A 16,737-nucleotide genomic window follows, 5' to 3' on the forward strand; every position below is an offset into this window, starting at 1 on the left:
GTCTGTCCCCTCTTCGGGGGACAGACGCGCCAGTTCCGGGGGAACGGCGGCCGACCCGCTACTGTGACTCGCATGTCCGTGGATGCCGCGACCGGCCTGACTGCGGCCGATGTGGCCGAGCGTGTCGCCGCGGGGCGGTCGAACGTCTTCGTGGCCGACACCAGTCGCAGCGCGTGGACGATCGTGCGCGCGAACGTCTTCACCCTGTTCAACGGCATCGTCGGCGCGTGCTTCCTCGTGCTGCTGTTGGTGGGCCGCTGGCAGGACGCGCTGTTCGGCCTCAGTGCGCTCGCCAACGCGATCATCGGCTGCTACCAGGAGTTCCGCGCCAAGGCGGCCCTCGACAGGCTCGCCCTGCTGAACGCCCCGCGGGCGCGCGTGCGCCGAGACGGGGCAGAGGCCGAGGTGGCGCCGGCCGACGTCGTGCTCGACGACATCCTGGTGCTGCGCGCGGGCGACCAGGTGCCCGCCGACGCCGAGGTCGTCGAGACGCGCGGGCTGCAGATCGACGAGTCGATGCTGACGGGCGAATCGGATGCCGTCGACAAGCGCCCCGGCGACGAGGCGCTGTCGGGCTCGGTAGTGGTGGCGGGAGAGGGCGCCGCGCGGGTGACGCGCGTGGGGGCCGATTCGTACGCCAACAGGTTCGCGGGCGAAGCGAAGCGGTTCTCGCTCGTCGCCTCGGAGCTGCGCTCGTCGATCGACAAGGTGCTGAAGTGGGTGGGCTGGATCATCGGCCCGATCGGCCTGCTGGTGCTCAACGCCCAGATGCTGGTCGCCGGTGGCTGGGCGAGCGCGATCCAGTCCGACGCGTGGCAGCAGCCGGTTGTCAACACCGTCGCCGCGCTGACGGCGATGATCCCCCTCGGCCTCGTGCTCATGACCTCCATCGCGTTCGCGGTGGGTGCCGCCAAGCTCGCGAGCCGTCAGGTGCTCGTGAACGAGCTGCCCGCGGTCGAAGGCCTCGCGCGCGTCGACATCATCTGCCTCGACAAGACCGGCACCCTGACCGCCGGTGAGATCGCGTTCGACGCGGCCCATGCGCTCGCGGGGGAGACCCCCGGGTGGGAGGACGCGCTCGCCTGGTACGGCGCATCGCCCGACGCCAACGCGACCGCGAAATGCCTCCGGGAGCCTTACCCGGTGACGACGCCGCGCACCGCGACCGGCTACATCCCGTTCTCGTCGGCGCGCAAGTGGAGCGCGGTGGCGTTCGGCGAGGAGACCTGGGTTCTCGGCGCTCCCGAGATGGTGTTCGGGGATGCCGCGACCGACCCGGCCTCGCCCCTCGGCGAGGTCGTCACGGCGCTCGCCTCCGCCGGCCGTCGCACCCTCGTGCTGGGGCGTGCGCCCGGCGGGCTGTCGGCCGACGACGTGGAGGCGGAGCGCCTGCCGGCGGGGCTCGCCGCTGTCGTGGTCGTCACGTTCCGCGAGCAGGTGCGACCGGATGCCGCGCAGACGCTGTCGTACTTCCAGGCGCAGGGGGTCGGCATCCGCGTCATCTCCGGCGACAACCCGCGCACGGTCGCCGCGATCGCGCGGGAGGTGGGTCTCGAGGTCGCCGACGGCTTCGACGCGCGCAGGCTGCCCGACGACGAGGCCGAGCTCGGCGAGGTGCTCGAGGAGCACGCCGTGTTCGGCCGGGTGACCCCCGAGCAGAAGAAGCGCATGGTCACCGCCCTCCAGGCCCGCGGCCACACCGTGGCGATGACCGGCGACGGTGTGAACGACGCGCTCGCGATCAAGACGGCCGATATCGGCATCGCGATGAACTCCGGCGCAGCGGCGACGAAGGCGGTCGCGCGCCTCGTGCTGCTCGACGGCCAGTTCTCGCACCTGCCCGACGTCGTCGCCGAAGGGCGGCAGGTGATCGCCAACATCGAGCGCGTCTCGATGCTGTTCCTCAACAAGACCGTCTACGCGACCGGGCTCGCGATCCTGTTCGGCGTGCTCGTGATGGAGTTCCCGTTCCTGCCGCGACAGCTCTCGATCACCGACGGGCTGACCATCGGCATCCCGGCGTTCTTCCTCGCCCTCATGCCGAACGCGCAGCGGTACGTGCCGGGGTTCCTGAAGCGGTCGCTCACCTTCGCGGTGCCCGCCGGCCTCGTGATCGCCGTGGCGCTCACGCTGTACACCCGGGGCGCGATGGCGCTCGAGGTGCCGGAGGACGAGCTGCGCACCGGATCGACGATCATCCTCGCGATCGTCGGCATCTGGGTGCTCGCGGTGCTGTCGCGGCCCCTGAACCGCTACAAGGTGCTCGTGGTCGGCGGCATGTTCGTCGCGCTCGTGGGGCTGTTCACGATTCCGCTCGCGGCCGAGTTCTTCGTGCTCGTCGACCCGGGCCGCGACGCGGCCTACCTCGTGGCCGTGACGTCGGTGCTGACGATCCTCGCGATCGAGGTGGTGCGGTTCTTCCACCGCCGCTACGTGGCCAGGTCGCTGGCGGCTGCTCAGCCGGCGGGCGCTGCCTGACCCGCGGCCGAGCGCGCGCCCATGAACCGCGACACCGGCGGCAGCCACAGCGCGACGAGGATGAACGCCTCGACGGCGACGTTGACCGCCGAACTCGCGTCCCAGGTGTCGGCGAGGATGATCGTGACCGCGCTGAGCGCCAGCAGTGCGCCGATGTAGACGGTCAGGAGGATCCGCGACAGGGCGCTCCCGCGACCGACGCCTGAGGCGACGGCGAGCACGAGCAGTCCGAACAGGATGATCGCCGAGCCCAGCAGCGACACGGGCAGCACGATCGACGGCTCGACGTCGTAGCGGCTCAGCAGCACGAGGATGCCGGTCAGCACCTGGGCGAGGGCGTTGAGATACACCAGCACGATCGCCACGGTCAGCACGACGGGCCGTCGCACGGCGGTGGCGGCATCCTGGCTCATGCCGCCCACTGTAGTGTCCGGCGGCCGGCCGGCCGCGGATGGCGGCCGGGCGGCCGCGGATCCGCCGGGCAGAACTCCGGAGGTTTCGGCCGAAAGGCGCGGGAATGGCCGCGGCGGGCTGGGGGCGAGCGGGTTTCTCCGGAGTTCTGCACACCGCGCGGGCGAGGCGTGCGGGTGTCGCCGCGCGGAGGCGGGACCCAAACCCGGCTCGGCGTCGCGGGCCGGTTGCTTTAGGCTAGCCTTACCTGTCTGTTTCCAAGGGGTTCTCCATGCCTTCACGCCTGCGCCCGTCCGCGCTGCGCCCTGTCCTCGCCCTCCCCGCCATCGTCGGGGTGGTCGCGCTCGCCGGGTGCGCGGGCTCTGCCGGCGGCGCGGCGGTCGATCCCGACGCCCTCGTGGTCTACAACGCGCAGCATGAGCAGCTCACCCAGGAGTGGGCCGACGCGTTCACCGAGGAGACGGGCATCGAGGTCGTGCTGCGCAACGGCGACGACAGCGAGCTCGCCAACCAGCTCGTGCAGGAGGGCTCGGCATCCAAGGCCGACGTGTTCCTCACCGAGAACTCCCCGGCCATGTCGCTGGTGGAGGATGCCGGACTCTTCGCCCCGGTCGACGAGGCGACCCTCGCCCTCGTGCCCGAGCAGTACCGTCCCGCCTCCGGCGTGTGGACCGGCATCGCCGCCCGCTCGACCGTGCTGGTCTACAACCCCGACCTCATCTCGGAGGGCGAGCTGCCGGCATCCCTCATGGATCTCGCCGACCCGGAGTGGAAGGACCGCTGGGGCGGCGCGCCCGCCAAGGCCGACTTCCAGGCGATCGTGTCGGCGGTGCTGGCCACCCAGGGCGAGGACGCCACGGCGGAGTGGCTCGACGCCATGGCCGAGAACGCGGTGCAGTACCGCAACAACATCGTGACGATGAAGGCCGTCAACGCCGGCGAGGTGCCGGTCGGCATCATCTACCACTACTACTGGTTCCGTGATCAGGATGCCGCGGCCGAAGACAGCGCGAACACCGCGCTCCACTACTTCGGCAACCAGGACCCCGGGGCGTTCGTGAGCATCTCCGGCGGCGGCGTGATGGAGAACGCGCCCCACCCCGACGAGGCGCAGCAGTTCCTCGCGTTCATCGCGGGGGAGCAGGGCCAGACCATCCTCGGCGAGGGGTACAGCTTCGAGTACCCCGTCGCCTCCGACGTCCCCGCGAAGGACCCGCTTCCCCCGCTCGCCGAGCTCGACGCTCCCGTGATCGACCCCTCCACCCTCAACGGGCCCGCGGTGATCGAGCTCATGACGGAAGCCGGACTCCTCTGACCCAGATCCAGGCGCGGACTTCCGCGCGTCGCCCGCGCGACCGGCGACCACCGACGGGGTTGGTGGTCGTCGTCGCGCTGCTCGCGCTGGGCGCGCTCATCCCGATCGGGTACGTCGTCGAGTCGGCGATCGCGATGGGGTGGGACCAGCTGTCGGCGCTCGTCTTCCGGCCGAAGGTGGCCGACCTCCTGGTCAACACCGTGCTGCTGGTGGTCATCGGGGTGCCGGCGACGGTGGTCGTCGGAGTCTCGGGAGCGTGGCTGGTGGAGCGCACCACCCTTCCGGGCAGGGGCGTGCTGCGGGTGGCGTTCGCCGCGCCGCTGGCCATTCCCGCCTTCGTCGCCAGCTACGGGTGGGCCAGCGCCATCCCGTCGATGAATGGGCTCTGGGCAGCGGTGCTGATCGCCACGCTCGCGTACTTCCCCCTGGTCTACCTGCCGGCGCTCGCCGCGATCCGGGGGCTCGATCCCGCGCTCGAGGAGTCGGCGCGGACGCTCGGGATGGGCTCGTGGGCGGTGTTCTTCCGGGTCGTCGTGCCGCAGCTGCGTCTTGCCGTGCTCGGCGGGGCGCTGGTGGTCGCGCTGCACCTGCTCGCCGAGTACGGCGCGTTCGCCTTCGTGCGCTTCGACACGTTCACGACGGCGATCGTCGTCGCCTACGAGAGCATGTTCGCCGGCCCCAACGCGGCAGCCCTCGGCCTTGTGCTCGCGGTGCTCTGCCTCATCCTGCTGGGCGCCGAATCGCTCGCCCGCGGGCGAGCCCGCTACGCGCGGGTCGGCGGCGGATCCCCGCACCCGCCCGCCCTGCTCCGCCTCGGCCGGTGGACCGTCCCCACGCTCGCCGCCGTCGCGCTGCTGCTGGTCGGCGCCCTCGTCGTGCCGCTCGCGAGCGTCGCGCGCTGGCTGACGCGCGCCGAGGCGGAGGCCTTCGCCGGCGTCGGGATCGCCGCGGTGCAGACGCTCGGACTGGCCCTCGCCGGGGCGCTCTGCACGATCGCGGTCGCCCTGCCGTTCGCGTGGCTCGCAGTGCGGTATCCCGGCCGGCTCTCCCGGGTGCTGGAAGGCGCGGCGTACCTCGCGAGCAGCCTTCCGGCCATCATCGTGGCGCTGGCGTTCGTGTCGGTCACCCTCGCGTTCGCACCCGGCCTCTACCAGACGGCGTTCACCGTCGTGGCGGCCTATGTCGTGATCTTCCTGCCGCGCGCGCTCGTGCCCCTCCGGGCGGGGCTCTCGCAGGTGCCCGAATCCCTCGAGGAGGCCGCGCGCGCCCTCGCCGTGCCGCCCGCGGCCGCCCGGATGCGGGTGACCGCGCCGCTGCTGCTCCCGGCGATCGGCGCCGGCGGCGCGCTCGTGGCGCTCGGGGCGGCCAACGAGTTGACCGCGACGCTGCTGCTCGCACCCACGGGCACCAGCACCGTGGCGACGAGCTTCTGGTCGGCGGCATCCGCCCTCGACTATCCGACCGCGGCGCCGTACGCCGTGCTGCTCGTGCTGATGTCGGTGCCGGCGGTCGCGCTCATGTTCACGCACGCGACGGGGAGGACCCTGCGATGACGCTGCGACTGCAGGGAGTGTCGAAGTCGTTCGGCGGCACCGAGGTGCTGCAGGATGTCTCGCTCGAAGTTCCGCGGGGCACACGGCTGGCGCTGGTGGGCGCCTCGGGAAGCGGCAAGACCACGCTGCTGCGCCTGGTCGCCGGCTTCGTCGACCCCGACGGCGGGATCATCCGACTGGGCGACGACGAGCTCGCCGGCAACGGGCGCTCGATCCCCACCCACCGTCGCGGCATCGGCTACGTCGCGCAGGACGGCGCGCTGTTCCCGCACTTGTCGGTGGCCCGCAACATCGCGTTCGGGCTGCCCCGCGGCTCGCACCGCAAGGCCCGCGTGCGGGAGCTGCTGGAACTGGCATCCCTGCATCCCGATCTCGCCGACCGCATGCCGCACGAGCTCTCCGGAGGGCAGCAGCAGCGCGTGGCCCTCGCGCGCGCCCTCGCGCAGCGGCCGAGCGTCATCCTGCTCGACGAGCCGTTCAGCGCCCTGGACACGGGGCTGCGCTCGGCGACCCGCGATGCGGTCGTCGACGTGCTCGAGCGCAGCGGCGTGACTGCGGTGCTCGTCACCCACGACCAGCACGAGGCCCTCTCGTTCGGCCACCAGGTCGGCGTGCTGTCGGGCGGCCGGCTCGTGCAGTCCGGCGACCCGATGGCCGTGTACGACGCTCCGATCGACGCGGATGTCGCCGTCTTCCTCGGGGATGCCCTCGTGATCCCCGCGCGCGCCCATTCCGAGGGCGTCGACTGCGGCTTCGGGCGGCTCACCGTCCGTCACGACCTCTCCGGCGGTGCCCGGCGCGTGCAGGCGATGGTGCGACCCGCGCAGCTGCGCGTCGCGGCAGCCGCCCACGGCGCCGCGGCAACGCTCGCACCGGTCGCCAACGGGTTCGTGACCGCCCTCCGGCCCGCCGGGTCCACCGCCGACATCCGGCTGCGGGTGGGCGAGGGGGAGTTCCTCACGGAGTTCGGCTACCGGGTGCCGCAGCACCGCGCCACCGCGTTCGCGCCCGGCACGGCGGTGCGGGTGATCGTCGAAGGCGGCGTGGTGCTCTACGCCGCGCAGGGCGAGCCCGGCGCCGGCCATCGCACGGTCACGCCCGAAGCGACTCCGGCGACTCCGCGGACGGCCGCGACGGCATAGCCCGCCGCAGCCGCGACGCGGCGCGCGTGAGCCACCCGGCCGACACGAGGTAGAGCCGGTAGGCGGCCATGCCGACGACGAACGAGAGCAGCGTGCCGAACCACGGAGCGCTCTCCTCGAACGGCGGGTACACCTGCCAGTGCGTGAGGTAGACGAAGAAGGATGCCGCGGCGACGGAGGTCACGAGGGGAATCGTGACCCGGGGGAGCGGGATGGCCCGAATCCACACCAGCACGAGGATGCCGCCGGCAACGATCGCCTCGCGCCAGGGGTCGCCGAAGAATCCGAAGGTCGTCACGACGGCGGCCGCCGAGACCAGCACGCGGCGCAGGGTCGTGTCGGCTCGGGCGATCAGCCATCCGAGGGCGACCAGCCACACGACGACCGGGGCGGCGTAGCGCTCGACGTACTCCGCGGTGGGGCCGGCGATCGCGAAGCGCGCGACGAGCGCGGCCGCGAACACGACCGCGGCGAACGCGAACGGCGCGCGCCGTTCGAGCCGCTCGACGCGCCGCACCGAGAAGAGCGCCGCGATGCCCACGAACGACCACAGCACTGCTTCGAGGAACCAGAACTGCCACTGCTCGTTCCAGCGCCCGTCGCTGGGGACGAGATTGTTCACGAGGAGCGCCGTGGTCGGCGCGTACTGGCCCGTGATGAGGGCTACCGCCCCGATCCACAGCACCGCGGGCACGGCGAGCTGGAGGGCGCTGCGGCCGAGCCGCTGCAGCCGTGCGGTGCCGCCGGTGGGTGCCAGAGCGAACCGGGCGAGGTTGTATCCGGCCACGGCCAGCAGCAGGTGCGCCCCGCCCTTGAGGGAGAGGAGGTCGGCGTGGGTCGCCACGATCAGGAAGATGGCGACGGCGCGCAGCGCCACCGGGGTCTCGAGCCGCGTCCAGGTGAACCACGAGCGCGGGTCCCGCGTGAGCGGTCGGCGCGCGGCACGAGGTCGTCGCGCTGTGGAGGAGTCGCCGGCGCCGCCGCCGGTGGCGGACGGTGCTGCGGCCTCCGCGGAGCGTGCGGCGGCGAGCGCGGCCAGCTCGTGGGGCGTGCGGGTCGGCCAGTCGCGGGGGAGCGTGCCCACCAGCTCCTCGAGCCGCAGCGCGACCTCGACGTAGCTGAGCGAATCTCCGCACAGGCCCGCGAACGAGTCGTCGACGCCCGCGGCCGGCTCGCCCAGGAGCGCCCGGTAGAGGTCGCGGATCGTCTCGGGCGTCACGGCCGCGGTCGCCGCCGTGTCGGGATGCCGCGCCGCGGCGTCCTGGAGCTCCGCGACGCGCACCAGGGCGGCGTAGTCGCGCTTGCCGCTGGAGGTGCGCGGGAACTCGGCGACCACGTGCGCGCCGATCACGCGGGCCGGAAGCCCGATCAGCGCGGCCGCGCGCTCGCGCGCCCGTGCGGCGACCCGGTCCGTCGTCGCGAACAGCAGCAGTCGCTCGTCGGCGCTCGCCGCGCGCACCTCGATGCCCTCCTCCGCGAGCAGCTGCTCGACGCGGTCGAGGTCGAGGCGCAGGCCGAACACCTTCACGAAGCGGTTCATGCGCCCGACGATCTCGTAGAGGCCGTCGGTGCGCAGGCGCGCGACATCCCCGGTGCGCAGCTCGGTCAGCGTGGGCCCGAGCGCGAAATCCGCGGGGTCGGAGGCGTACCCCATCATCACGTTGGGGCCTTCGTAGACGAGCTCTCCCGACTCGGCGCCGCCTTCCGCGTCGATGCGGAACGAGCCGCCCGGGATCGGCTGACCGATCGCGCCCGCGTGCGTGGCGGCGAGCTGCGGCGGCAGGTAGGCCATGCGCGCGGTCGCCTCGGTCTGCCCGTACATGACGAAAAGGTCGAAGCCGCGCTGCGCGCCGCGGTGCGCGAACCGGCGCACCATGCCGGCATCCATCCGCCCACCCGCCTGCGTCACGTACCGCAGCGACGGCAGCTCAGCACCGGTGAAGCCGGTCGCCTCGAGCAGCTCGAACGTGTACGGCACCCCGGCGAACGAGGTCACCCGGTGCTCCCGGGCCCCGCGCCAGAACGCCTCGTCCGAGACGGAGCGCTCGGTGAGCATGAGGCTGGCCCCCGCCAGCAGGTGGCTGTTGACGACCGACAGCCCGTAGCAGTACTGGAGCGGCAGCGTGGTGGCGGCGCGGTCGGCCGGGGTGAGCCCGAGGTACTCGGCGATGGCGGCCGCGTTGCTGCGCACGTTCTCGACCGACAGGCGCACGAGCTTGGGCGATCCGGTCGATCCCGAAGTGCTCGCGAGCACTGCCAGCTCGGGGTGGAACTCGTGCCGGCTGCCGGGGCGGCGCTCCTCGAGCGCCCAGCCCCGCGAGCCGGAACCGGCCGTCACATCGGGATCGAATCGCTCGATGAGCGACGCGCGGTGCGCGCGGGCGGCTTCGTCGTCGCCGTCGGCGAAGAGAAGCACGGGATGCCCGCCCTCCATCGCCGCGAGATACGTCGCGATCGCGTCGACGGTGTTGCTCCCGGCGATCATCACGAGCCGGCGCACATCGCCGAGCGCGTCGCGCGTGTCCCGCACGCGCCGCTCCAGCTCGGCGTAGGTGAGCGCCCTGCCGTCGACGACGAGTGCCGGCGCGTCGGGCTCTCCGCCGAGCAGAGACAGGCCGAGGGCTGGCGCGGTCGAGGTCATGGGGGCGATGGTGGTTTTCTCCTGGGCAGGGCGTACGCGGGCGAGCGACGCGCGGTGCGAAGGTATGGCTAGCCTAACCTGACCACCCTGAGGATGCGATCTGAGATGACGGCCCGAGGCTCGGAAACGCAGCGCGGAGGCTGTTTCGCCCCGGACATAGCCGATCAGGCACCGTCGCTTCAAGGCCCTCCCACCCTCAGCCGTCGTCGCCCAGACTCGGGCGATGGCATTCATCGGATTCCACGCGTCTCACGAGCAGATCCCCCCGAGCGAGCTCCTCCAGGCGGTCCGGTCCGCGGAGGCCGCGGGCTTCGACGGTGCGATGTGCTCGGATCATCTGGCGCCCTGGAACCCCCGGCAGGGGGAGTCGGGCTTCGCCCTGAGCTGGATCGCCGCCGCCCTCGCTCTGACGGAGTTCCCGATCGGGATGGTCAACGCGCCGGGTCAGCGCTATCACCCGGTGATCGTGGCGCAGGCGTTCGCCACTCTCGAGGAGATGTTCCCCGGCCGCTTCTGGGCCGCACTCGGCAGCGGCGAGGCCATGAACGAGCACGTCACGGGCGATGATTGGCCGCCGAAGGACGTGCGCACCCGGCGACTCGGGGAGAGCGTCGACGTCATCCGCCGCCTGTTCGCGGGCGAGGAGGTCAGCCACGACGGCCTGGTCCGGGTGCATCGGGCGCGTCTGTGGAGCCGGCCTGCCACGCCCCCACCGCTCCTGGCGACGGCGGTGTCAGCCGAGACGGCCGCGTGGGCCGCGGGATGGGCCGAGGGCATCGCGACGGTCGCGCAGGAACCGGCCGCCCTCGAACGGCTTCTCGACGCCTACGGTTCGGCGGGCGGGCAGGGGCCGCGCGTGCTCCAGGTGCACGTGAGCATCGCAGAGACGGATGCCGAGGCGTACGCGATCGCGTCGGATCAATGGCGCAACGGTCTGGTTCCGCCGCCCCGGGCGTGGGATCTCGAGCAGCCCGAGCACTTCGACGCCGCCGTCGGCGAGGTCGACGAGGCGGAGCTGCGTCGGGCGGTGCTCGTCGACGACGACCCCGTCGCGCTCGCCGAGCGCGTGGCCGGCCTCGTCCGTCTCGGATTCGACCGGGTGTACCTGCACCACGTCGGACGCGACCAGCAATATTTCCTGGATGCCGCGGGCCGCAGCATCCTCCCCGCCCTGAAGGAGGCGCTGTGAAGATCACCGACACCAGCGATCTGTGGTGGAAGACCGCGGTCATCTACTGCCTCGACGTGGAGACCTTCCTCGACTCCGACGGAGACGGAGCGGGTGACCTGCAGGGCCTCGCGCAGCGGATCGACTACCTCTCGCAGGTCGGGGTCACGTGTCTGTGGCTGATGCCGTTCTATCCGACGCCCGACCGCGACGACGGGTACGACATCACCGACTTCTACGGCGTCGACCCTCGGCTGGGCACGCACGGCGACCTCGTCGAGGTGATCCGCACCGCGAACGACCGCGGCATGCGGGTCATCGTCGACCTCGTCGTCAACCACACCTCCGACCGGCATCCGTGGTTCCGGGCCGCCAAGCGCAGCGTGAACTCGCGATATCGCGACTACTACGTGTGGCGCGACGACGCTCCGCCGAAGGGGCAGAAGAACGCGGTGTTCCCCGGCGAGGCGAACGGCATCTGGACCCGTGAGGACACGTCGGGCCAGTGGTATCAGCACAGCTTCTACGAGCACCAGCCCGACCTCAACGTCGCCAACCCGCGCGTGCGCGACGAGCTCGCCCGGGTGATCGGCTTCTGGCTGCAGCTGGGGATCTCCGGGTTCCGCGTGGACGCCGTGCCGTTCTTCCTCGAGATGCCGCCCGGCGTCGACATCGCCGACCCGCACGACCTGCTGCGCGACATCCGCCGATTCCTGCAGCGGCGCTCCAGCGAGGCGATCATGCTCGGCGAGGTGAATCTGCCCTACGAGCAGCAGGTCGAGTACTTCGGCGGCGGGTCGGACGCGGCCGGCGAGCTGTCGATGCAGTTCGACTTCGTCGGGATGCAGGCCTTCTACCTCTCGCTGGCGCGCAGCGACCCCGCGCCCCTGATCGCGGCGCTCACGTCGCGCCCGACGCTGCCGCCGGAGGCGCAGTGGGCGAACTTCCTGCGCAACCACGACGAGCTGACGCTCGACAAGCTCTCCGAGGACGAGCGTCAGGAGGTCTTCGACGCGTTCGCGCCCGACGAGCGCCAGCGCGTGTTCGGGCGCGGGATCACGCGGCGGCTCCCGCCCATGCTCGGGGATCCGCGTCGCATCCGCATGGCCTACAGCCTGCTGTTCACCCTGCCCGGCACACCGGTGCTGTTCTACGGCGAGGAGATCGGCATGGGCGAGAACATCGACATTCCGGGGCGGGAGGCGGTGCGCACGCCCATGCAGTGGTCGGCCGACCGCAACGGCGGGTTCTCGGAGGCCGCGCCGTCGCGCCTGGTGGCAGCCCCACCCGGAGACGGCTTCGCGCCCGAGCACGTCAACGTCGCGGCGCAGCTGGAGGACCGGGAGTCGCTGCTCCACTTCTTCCGGGACCTCACGGCCCGCTATCGCATCTCGCCGGAGCTCGGCTGGGGCGAGCTGGAGGTTCTGGATCAGCCCGTGCCGGGGATCCTCGCCCATTCGCTCAGCGCCGACGTCGGGCGCATGCTCGCCGTGCACAACTTCGCCGACGTGCCGGCATCCACCTCGTTCGTCTTGGCGGACGAGCCCGAGGGGACGTGCCTGGTCGACCTGCTCGGCGCGGAGCGCATCCCGCTCGATGGGCGCGGGCGCGTCGACCTCGAGATGCCCGCCTACGGTTATCGCTGGCTGCGCGTGTCTCGTCCCGGGGACAGGCGCGTGACGTAGCGACGGGTCCGGGACACTAGCCGATGGATCGCCCTGGCGCCAGGGGTTCGTTCCCGGGGGTGCGCGTCGTAGTCTCACGTCATGTCGCTCGATTTCGCTGTGAGGATCGTCCTGCCGTGGCGACCCGCGCCGTCACGTCTGGACGCGTTCGACCGCGTGGTCGCGTGGTACCGGACGCAGTTCCCGGAGGTGCCGCTGCTGACGGTCGACAGCGGCGACGAGCCCTTCGTGCTCGCCGCCTGCCGTAACCGGACGATGGCCGCGGCCGCGCCCGATGAGGTCGTCGTCATCGGCGACGCCGACACGATCCCGGAGGCCGACGCCCTCCGCGCGGCCATCCGCGCGGCGCGCACGAGTGATCGGGTGCAGCTGCCGTACACGGAGTACCGGTGGCTCGGGCGCGCGGGTTCCGCCCAGTTCGCCGAGGGCGTGCCGCTCGCGCGCTGCGACCACGAGCTCGTGATCGGCGCGTGCTCGGGGGTCTACGTCGCGACACCGCGCACGTGGGCCGCTCACGGCGGACAGGACGAGCGGTTCCGCGGCTGGGGGTTCGAGGATGCCGCGTGGAACCTCGCCCACGAGACTCTCCTCGGCGGCCCGCCCGAGCGTCACGAAGGCCGCGTGTACGCGCTGTACCACGTCGGCGAGACGCGGGCGGGGGAGCAGTACGAGGCGAACGCCGCGCGGATGGAGCGCTATCGCGCCGCCGCGGGCGACCGCCGCGCGATGGCTCAGCTGGTCGGGCTGAGCGTGCCGGCGGGGCCTGCGGAAGGTGTGGGGGTCGAGGAGAGCGTCGCGTAGGCGAGTGACGGGCCCGGACGCGACCGCTGCTGCGCCGCCTCCGCGGCGAGGAGCCGGCGACCTGCCTCGAAGTGGTCTGCCAGGGTCATGACCGCCTCGTGAAGCTCCTCCACCGTGGCCGTGTTCGGGGCGAGCGAGATTCCCGCTCCGGTGCGCTCGATCGCGGCGGCGCCCGCGAACTGGTCCGTCGAGAACGGGAGCACGAGAAGCGGCACCCCCTGTCCCACCGCCTCCGTCACGGAGTTGTTGCCGCCGTGCGTGACCGCGAGGGATGCCGCGCCGAGCAGCCGAACCTGCGGCAGGAACTCGCGCACGAGCCACGTGTCGGGGATCTGCCCGAGGGCTGCCGGGGCCGTCGAGCCCGTCGCGATCGCCGCCCGCAGGCCCGCGCGTGAGATCGCGGCGGCCACCCGCGCGAGCACGTCGTCGCGCACCGACAGGAAGCTCCCGAAGCTCACGTACACGAAGGGGGTGTCGTCGGCGAGGAACTCCGCCACCTCGGCGTCGAGAGGCTCGTCCCGTCGCGTCGAGCCGAGGAACACGTGCGGGGGAATGCTCCGCCCGTCGCCCGCGGCGAGGAGTGCCGGGTAGTTGTACAGCACGGTGTCGCCGTGGCGGGCGAACGCGTCGGAGATCTCGGCCACGCCCGGATCGAGCGCGGTCGCGGCCGTGTTCCACTGCCGCGCGAAGCGCTCGGAGACCTCGGCGCACAGCAGTCGCAGCTCGGCCAGCTCGCCATCGTTGGGCGCGAACGCGCGCGGCCACGCGGGAGGGAAGCCGTACACCTCGTCGGCGACCGGGAGCGCGGAGGGATGCCCGAGCACCACGTCTGCGTAGTCGATGCCCGCCGTGTGCAGTGCGAGCCGGGCGCTGAAGGCGAGATGGTCGACGAGGATCGTGCCGGGACGCACGGCGTCGACGACCGCGAGCGTCGCCCGCGCCCGGTCGAGCGGCTGCCACATGAGGTCGGTCAGCCGCTCGCGTGCCTGGTACGTGAGAGTGGGGACCATCCCGCGCCGGGTGGCGTCGAAGAATCCCTCGAGGGATGCCGCCTCCGCGGCATCCTGTTCCTTGGTGCGCATCACGCCCGCGTTCGCACCGCGCCCGAGCGGCAGGTCGACGCGGTCGAAACCGAAATCGGCGACGATCGGTGCCGTGGCCGTGCCGGTGGCCACCACGACCCGTTCCCCCGCCTCCCGCCACGCCGTCGCCAGGGTCGCCAGCGGCAGCAGGTGGGAGGCGTAGTCGGGGCTGATGACCAGGAGTGTCATGCCGGCATCCTCGCCGCGCGGAGCAGCTCCGCCTCCTGCGCGACGACGGAGCCGTAGACCGGGGCGAGCGTCGCGGCCATCGCCTGGATCGTGAACCGCGCCGCGACCATCGCTCGCGCTCGCTCGGGACGGACCGCGTCGCCGTCGGCGGCGCGGTCCAGCGCGCCGGCCGTCGCCGCGGCGAGCCGGTCGCGGTCCCACGTGGCGGTGAGGAAGCCGGTGTCGCCGTCGGCGACGTACGTGGCCGGTCCGCCGCCGTCGGGGGCGACGACGACGAGTCCGGTCGCCAGCGCCTCCAGCACCGCGAGACCGAACTCCTCCTTGATGCTGGCGCACACGTACGCGCCGTCGGGGGCGGCCAGTCCCGGCATCCCGAACCGGGCCGCGGCGATCCACCGTGCGGCCACGTCGTTGGGGCGGTGGCCGGCGAGGATCAGCCCCCGCTCCTTCCGCTCGCCGGCGGGCACCACCCGGTCGATGAGGTCGAGCTGCGCGCGCTCGTCGACCGATGGCGTGTCCAGATCGCCGCCGATCACGAGGAGGTTCGCGCGATCGCGCAGGGGCGATGAGGCCCACGCGTCGACGAGCGTCGCCATGCCCTTCACCCGGTGCATGCGGCCGACGGTCACGAGCAGGGGGAGACCCCGGCGCTCCGGGGCGAGGTCCTCGAGCAGGCGCGCGAGTTCGCCGATCGCCCCGCTCAGCTGCGCGCGGGGCGTCGACGCCGCCCTGCGCGCGTCGTGTACGGCGTCGTCGATGACCGCGAGGTCGACGCCCTCGGCGACGACGGTGTGGCGTTCGCTGCGGCTCTCGATGTCGATGCCGACCAGCTCACGCATGTCCTGCGCGAGGTTCGGCCGGGGAAAGAGCACGGTGTGCGACGCCGACGCGGCGAGTGCCTGAACGAGTCGGGCGCGGAACCAGAAGTGGTCGCGCAGATCCGCTGCGCCGAAGTCCCCGCGCGTCAGGCTGCCGGCGCCTTCGAGCGAGCTGATCACGCTGTGCGGGTCGGGCGCGACGGTGAACACCGTGGGAATGCCGAGCTCGCGCGCCACGTCGGCGGCGGCGAGGCTGCCGACGTCGGCCATGCGCAGGTGGAGCACGTCCACCCCTCCCGCCGCGGTCAGTGCCCGACGGATGCCGCGCCGGGCCTGCACGCGCAGCGGCCACGCCGCGGCGGAGGCGACCGGTGTCGCGCCGAGCGGAACGTGCCCGTACACGTGACCCGACGGGCTGCCGGCCAACTGCAGCAGATCCTCGGCGCTCTGCGCGAGCGAGCCGCGGGACAGCGTGACGACCCGCTCGATCTGGCCGGCGGCGGGGGCGCTGAGGGCGTCGCCCAAGCGCACGAGGAGCGTGGCGATTCCCCCGTTGTCGCCGGCTCCCGCGGCCGACAGCGACGGATCGATGTCGGCATGGAGGAAGAGCTGGGCGACCGTGAGTCCCCGGCCGGGCATCCGCGCCGGAGGAACGGCCTCGAGGTCGACGAGCGCGAGCCGGGCGACCGCGGCGAGCCGGCCGTCGCCCGCGAGGATCGCCTCGAGGTCGTCGGCGACGCCCGCGGCGCCGCGGCGCTGCCCGAGAGCGGCGATCGCGGCCTCGCGCACCGCCTCCGGTTCGGTCGTGTCGCGAGCGAGCTCGCTCAGGCGCCGGGTGGCGATCGGCTGGCGGACGAGCCCGAGCGTCTCGACGAGCACGGCGCGCGGCGCGGCATCCATGATCCCGAGGAGGGCGGACTCGATCGCCACGGCGATCTCGACGCCCGCCGACCCCGACCACTTCTCGATCGTGTGCTGGGCGAGCATGCCGGTGAAGCCGCCGCCCGCGACCAGCCCCAGCAGTCGGCCGATCGCCTCGGGCCGGGGGAGGCTCTGGCCCAGTGCCCAGGCGGCGTGCTCGCGGATGTACGGTCGCGTGTCGGACAGGAGCGCGACGAGCCGGCTCACCGCCTCCGCGTCGTGCATCTCGGCCAGCGCGTGCACCGAGGCGATCGCGGCGATGTCGTCGGAGCCGGTCAGCCCGGCGGCCAGCACGCGCAGGGTGCGCACCCCCGGGTCGCGGCCGGCTTCGAAGGCGACGTCGTCGGCGGCGCGCAGGGCCTCGACGATCGTGGGCGCGTGGAGCACTCGGTCCATCGCGGTCTGCACGCCCATGGGCACTCCTCTCGGGGCGCGGTGCGCGCCCGCGCTGAGCACAGCGTAAGCGGGCGGAGGCGGTGGCCGCGCGGGGTTGACACGTGCCCCCGCGATGGTCCTGGCTGTGTGTGGAGAGC

General features: G+C 72.7%; 11 protein-coding genes. 7 read left to right on the top strand and 4 right to left on the bottom strand.

The window, feature by feature from the left end:
• Positions 1–72 precede the first annotated feature (72 nt).
• Entirely contained in the window at positions 73–2,478 is a 2,406-nt protein-coding gene (locus HQM25_RS03565; protein ID WP_172988993.1) for an HAD-IC family P-type ATPase, read from the top strand.
• On the opposite strand, the gene HQM25_RS03570 is transcribed toward HQM25_RS03565, so the two are convergent.
• Positions 2,457–2,891, bottom strand: coding sequence for a hypothetical protein (locus HQM25_RS03570; protein WP_172988994.1), 435 nt, complete (start codon positions 2,889–2,891; stop codon positions 2,457–2,459). The two genes, HQM25_RS03565 and HQM25_RS03570, sit on opposite strands and share 22 nt — an antisense overlap.
• Before the next feature lie 269 nt (positions 2,892–3,160).
• Here HQM25_RS03570 and HQM25_RS03575 point away from each other — a divergent pair, with 269 nt between their 5' ends.
• The 3 genes from HQM25_RS03575 to HQM25_RS03585 all read left to right on the top strand — a co-directional run bounded on the left by HQM25_RS03575 (position 3,161) and on the right by HQM25_RS03585 (position 6,899).
• Positions 3,161–4,204 (top strand): iron ABC transporter substrate-binding protein, encoded by a 1,044-nt coding sequence (locus tag HQM25_RS03575; protein WP_172988995.1) that lies wholly within the window; start codon positions 3,161–3,163, stop codon positions 4,202–4,204.
• 62 nt (positions 4,205–4,266) lie between these two features.
• Entirely contained in the window at positions 4,267–5,757 is a 1,491-nt protein-coding gene (locus tag HQM25_RS03580) for an ABC transporter permease (RefSeq protein WP_254359763.1), read from the top strand.
• Positions 5,754–6,899 carry an ABC transporter ATP-binding protein gene (locus HQM25_RS03585; RefSeq protein ID WP_172988996.1) on the top strand — a complete coding sequence of 382 codons (1,146 nt, stop codon included), beginning with the start codon at positions 5,754–5,756 and terminating at the stop codon, positions 6,897–6,899. The genes HQM25_RS03580 and HQM25_RS03585 overlap by 4 nt, the downstream gene beginning before the upstream one ends.
• On the opposite strand, the gene HQM25_RS03590 is transcribed toward HQM25_RS03585, so the two are convergent.
• Positions 6,850–9,540 carry an AMP-binding protein gene (locus HQM25_RS03590; RefSeq protein WP_172988997.1) on the bottom strand — a complete coding sequence of 897 codons (2,691 nt, stop codon included), beginning with the start codon at positions 9,538–9,540 and terminating at the stop codon, positions 6,850–6,852. The genes HQM25_RS03585 and HQM25_RS03590 overlap by 50 nt on opposite strands.
• Positions 9,541–9,763: 223 nt before the next feature.
• On the opposite strand from HQM25_RS03590, the gene HQM25_RS03595 reads away from it, so the two are divergent.
• From HQM25_RS03595 to HQM25_RS03605, 3 genes are all read left to right on the top strand, one after another.
• A complete protein-coding gene (locus HQM25_RS03595) occupies positions 9,764–10,729 on the top strand; it encodes a TIGR03885 family FMN-dependent LLM class oxidoreductase (protein WP_172988998.1) in 966 nt (321 codons plus the stop codon).
• Entirely contained in the window at positions 10,726–12,393 is a 1,668-nt protein-coding gene (locus tag HQM25_RS03600) for an alpha-amylase family protein (protein WP_172988999.1), read from the top strand. The genes HQM25_RS03595 and HQM25_RS03600 overlap by 4 nt, the downstream gene beginning before the upstream one ends.
• A gap of 81 nt (positions 12,394–12,474) precedes the next feature.
• Entirely contained in the window at positions 12,475–13,194 is a 720-nt protein-coding gene (locus HQM25_RS03605; RefSeq protein WP_172989000.1) for a hypothetical protein, read from the top strand.
• On the opposite strand, the gene HQM25_RS03610 is transcribed toward HQM25_RS03605, so the two are convergent.
• Together HQM25_RS03610 and HQM25_RS03615 are read right to left on the bottom strand one after the other, a co-directional pair.
• Positions 13,125–14,465, bottom strand: coding sequence for a nucleotide disphospho-sugar-binding domain-containing protein (locus tag HQM25_RS03610; RefSeq protein ID WP_172989001.1), 1,341 nt, complete (start codon positions 14,463–14,465; stop codon positions 13,125–13,127). The genes HQM25_RS03605 and HQM25_RS03610 overlap by 70 nt on opposite strands.
• Positions 14,462–16,618 carry a glycosyltransferase gene (locus HQM25_RS03615; RefSeq protein WP_172989002.1) on the bottom strand — a complete coding sequence of 719 codons (2,157 nt, stop codon included), beginning with the start codon at positions 16,616–16,618 and terminating at the stop codon, positions 14,462–14,464. The genes HQM25_RS03610 and HQM25_RS03615 overlap by 4 nt, the downstream gene beginning before the upstream one ends.
• Positions 16,619–16,737 lie beyond the last annotated feature (119 nt).

This window comes from Microbacterium hominis (assembly GCF_013282805.1).
In the GTDB taxonomy this organism is placed as follows: domain Bacteria; phylum Actinomycetota; class Actinomycetes; order Actinomycetales; family Microbacteriaceae; genus Microbacterium; species Microbacterium hominis_B.

Coding starts and splice junctions, on each gene's coding strand:
- HQM25_RS03565 (WP_172988993.1), top strand. CDS start 73: ATGTCCGTGGATGCCGCGACCGGCCTGACTGCGGCCGATGTGGCCGAG.
- HQM25_RS03570 (WP_172988994.1), bottom strand. CDS start 2,891: ATGAGCCAGGATGCCGCCACCGCCGTGCGACGGCCCGTCGTGCTGACC.
- HQM25_RS03575 (WP_172988995.1), top strand. CDS start 3,161: ATGCCTTCACGCCTGCGCCCGTCCGCGCTGCGCCCTGTCCTCGCCCTC.
- HQM25_RS03585 (WP_172988996.1), top strand. CDS start 5,754: ATGACGCTGCGACTGCAGGGAGTGTCGAAGTCGTTCGGCGGCACCGAG.
- HQM25_RS03590 (WP_172988997.1), bottom strand. CDS start 9,540: ATGACCTCGACCGCGCCAGCCCTCGGCCTGTCTCTGCTCGGCGGAGAG.
- HQM25_RS03595 (WP_172988998.1), top strand. CDS start 9,764: ATGGCATTCATCGGATTCCACGCGTCTCACGAGCAGATCCCCCCGAGC.
- HQM25_RS03605 (WP_172989000.1), top strand. CDS start 12,475: ATGTCGCTCGATTTCGCTGTGAGGATCGTCCTGCCGTGGCGACCCGCG.
- HQM25_RS03610 (WP_172989001.1), bottom strand. CDS start 14,465: ATGACACTCCTGGTCATCAGCCCCGACTACGCCTCCCACCTGCTGCCG.
- HQM25_RS03615 (WP_172989002.1), bottom strand. CDS start 16,618: ATGGGCGTGCAGACCGCGATGGACCGAGTGCTCCACGCGCCCACGATC.